Below are 3,092 nucleotides of genomic sequence, written 5' to 3' on the forward strand. Positions count from 1 at the left end.
GGCCGTGCGGGTGGGATGCGGGCGCGGGCCGGGCCGGGTGGAATCGGGCGTAGGTGGTCGAATCGGGCGTACCTGGTCGGAACTTCTGGCCAGGTATGCCCGATTTCGTTTGGCATCGCGGCCGTTCTGGGAAGGAACGTCTCCCCTCCACAACCGCCCAGGCCTGGAGGCCCGTCCACAGTTCCCGACATCGGCCTCCGGAACGGATGGCCGGTCCGGCATCGTCACGTGCATGAACGAGTCGCTGCCCATCCTCCGAGCCTCCGCCATGCACGAGGCCGGCCTCGACGCCACCACCCTGCGCCGCCGAACCCGGACCCAGGGTGTCGGCCGCCTGGTCCGGGTCGGACCGAACGCCTTCGTCGACGGTGCCGCGTGGGACGCCGCCGGGCCTCGTCAGCGGTACGTCACCCGGGTGTTCGCGCGGCTCGGCCGGCTCGGCACCCGGGCGACGGCATCGCACCTGTCCGCCGCGGCCCTGCACGGTCTCCCGGCGCTCGGCGGGTGGGACGTCCCGGTGCACGCGACGGTGCCCGAGTCGATGTACCGGGGCCGGAGCGCCGAGCTGGTCCTGCACACGAGACCCTTCGGCCGGGGCGAACGGGCCACGGTCGGTGCGATCGCGGTCGCCTCCGTCCCCCGGACCGTCGTCGACGTGGCGATGACCGGCGACCTGCGGGCGGGCGTCGTCATCGCGGACGCCGCGCTGCGACGTGGGTTCGACGACGCCGATCTCCGACGAGCGGTTCCTCCGAAGGCCCGTGCCCGCGCTCTGGCGCAGCAGGTGCTCGACCTGGCCGACGCTCGCTCCGGGTCACCGGCCGAGTCGCTCGCTCGGGTCGTGTTCCGGGAGCTCGGGCTTCCGGACCCGGTGCTGCAGCAGGAGTTCGTCGTCGACGGCCGTCGGTCCGCAGTCGACTTCTGGTTCCCGGACCACGGGGTCATCGTCGAGATCGACGGGCGGGCCAAGTACTCGCAGGAGCGCTACCTGGGCGGCCGGAGTCCGACCGAGGTGTTCCTCGACGAGAAGCGGCGGCACGGTCGCTTGCTCACCGTGCCGGGTGTGCGGACGATCATCCGGCTCGAGTGGCGAGACCTGTTCGACCTCGATGCGCTGGCGCTGCGACTCCGGGCGGCGGGGCTCCCGTGTGCCGTCCGACCGGTCCGGAGCGCTCGGCTCCGTACGGGGTGACCGCTCGGTGCCGCGCGGGGTGACCGTCCGGTGCCGCGCGGGGTGACCGTCCGGCGCCGCGCGGAGTGACCGTCCGGCGCCGGTGAACCGGCACAGCACGCTCTGGCTAGCGTGGCGGCATGGCAGTGCAGGAGATCTGGCTCGTCCGTCACGGCGAATCGGTCGCGAACGTCGCAGCGGCTCGGGCCGAAGCCGCGGGCGACGACGTGATCGACGTCGAGTTCCGGGACGCCGACGTCCCGCTCAGCCCGCTCGGCACCGATCAGTCTCGTGCCCTCGGCCAGGAGCTCGCCGACCGCGGGATCGACCACGTCCCCGTCGCGCTGTGGGTGTCGCCGTACCTCCGTGCGCAGCAGACCATCGCGATCGCGCTCGAGGCAGCCGGCATCACCGAACCCGAGAAGCGGGTGGACGAGCGGCTGCGCGACCGTGAACTCGGCGTCCTCGACCTACTGACCCTGCAGGGCGTCCGCAACCGGTACCCGGACGAGGAACGCCGCCGACAGTGGCTCGGCAAGTACTACCACCGGCCGGCGGGCGGGGAGTCGTGGGCGGACGTGATGCTCCGGCTCCGGTCGCTCCTGGGCGACCTCGAGCGGGTCGACGGTGTCGAGCGCCTGGTGATCGCCGCACACGACGCCGTGGTGATGCTCGCCGTCGCGGTGTGCCTCGACCTCGACGAGCCGGCACTCATGGAGTTCGCCCGGACCCACGCCGTCGCGAACGCCTCCCTCACCCGACTCCGTCGTGACGATGCCGGATCGCCGTGGGTGCTCGAGGAGTTCTCCTCCGTCGGACACCTGGACGACGACGAGGTCACCGAGCACACCGGCCGGAAGGACGACGAACATGTCCACTGAGCCCGTCACCCCGAACTTCCTGCGGGACTGGCCACTGCCCGAACCCGGTGCCGGCAAGTACGGCCGCGGGCAGGTGCTCATCGTCGGCGGCGCCGCTCGGACCCCCGGCGCCGCGATGCTCTCCGCGCTCGCCGCACTCCGCGTCGGCGCCGGTCGACTCACCCTGGCGGTCGGCCGGAGCGTCGCGAACGAGGTCGCGGTCGCCGTGCCCGAGTCCGGGGTCGAACCCCTCGACGAGGACCAGGACGGACACATCGCCGTCGGTGCGATCGAGGGCATCGCGGACAGCGCCTCGAGCGCCGATGCCGTGCTTGTCGGGCCGGGGCTCGACGAGCCGGACGGTTCGCGTGACCTGGTGGCCGGGCTCGCCGACGTCGTCGGTCCGCAGACCACCGTCGTGCTCGACGCCTTCGCCCTCGGGGTGGCTGCCGACGTGCGGGACCGCCTCGAACCGCTGCGTGGACGGCTCGTGATGACGCCGAACTCCGGCGAGGCCGAACGCCTGCTCGGGCGGGAGTGCAGCGACGACGACGTGGCCGACGCCGTGGCGATCGCGAACCGCTTCGGAGCGGTCGTGGCTCTCGGCGACGCCATCGCCACACCGCAGGGTCGGGCGTGGCTCAAGGGCACCGGCTCCGGCGGTCTCGGCACGAGCGGCAGTGGCGACGTGCTGTCCGGCGCGGTCACCGGCCTGCTCGCCCGCGGCGCCGATCCGGCGCAGGCCGTGGCGTGGGCGTCCTACGTGCACGCTGCCGCGGGTGACCGACTCGCGGTGCAGGTCGGGCCGCTCGGGTACCTGGCGAGCGAACTCGTGACGGAGATCCCGCGGGTCCTGGTCGAACTCGGGGCCTGAGCGCGCCCGTTCTTTCCCAGAACGCCCGCGATACCTGGTGCTTCCGGGCGTACATGCCGAGAACTTCCGACCAGGTACGCCCGAATCGACCAGGTACGCCCGAATCCGCCCGCCGCCGCGCGCCCACCGACACCCGCCGCCGCCCGCTCAAGTCGGCAGGTGCACCGGCTCGGTGTCGGGGAGGGGG

General features: G+C 73.0%; 3 protein-coding genes. All 3 read left to right on the forward strand.

The window, feature by feature from the left end; translation table 11 throughout:
- The first annotated feature begins 232 nt into the window (after positions 1 to 232).
- The 3 genes from DEJ06_RS17950 (at position 233) to DEJ06_RS17960 (ending at position 2,905) form a co-directional block, all read left to right on the forward strand.
- Positions 233 to 1,192 carry a hypothetical protein gene (locus tag DEJ06_RS17950; RefSeq protein ID WP_111040231.1) on the forward strand — a complete coding sequence of 320 codons (960 nt, stop codon included), beginning with the start codon at positions 233 to 235 and terminating at the stop codon, positions 1,190 to 1,192.
- 119 nt (positions 1,193 to 1,311) lie between these two features.
- Positions 1,312 to 2,052: a histidine phosphatase family protein gene (locus tag DEJ06_RS17955; protein ID WP_111040232.1), complete on the forward strand. Its 741-nt coding sequence runs from the start codon at positions 1,312 to 1,314 to the stop codon at positions 2,050 to 2,052.
- Positions 2,042 to 2,905 carry an NAD(P)H-hydrate dehydratase gene (locus tag DEJ06_RS17960; protein ID WP_111029028.1) on the forward strand — a complete coding sequence of 288 codons (864 nt, stop codon included), beginning with the start codon at positions 2,042 to 2,044 and terminating at the stop codon, positions 2,903 to 2,905. The genes DEJ06_RS17955 and DEJ06_RS17960 overlap by 11 nt, the downstream gene beginning before the upstream one ends.
- Positions 2,906 to 3,092: the final 187 nt, after the last annotated feature.

The organism is Curtobacterium sp. MCLR17_051, assembly GCF_003234395.1.
GTDB lineage: Bacteria > Actinomycetota > Actinomycetes > Actinomycetales > Microbacteriaceae > Curtobacterium > Curtobacterium flaccumfaciens.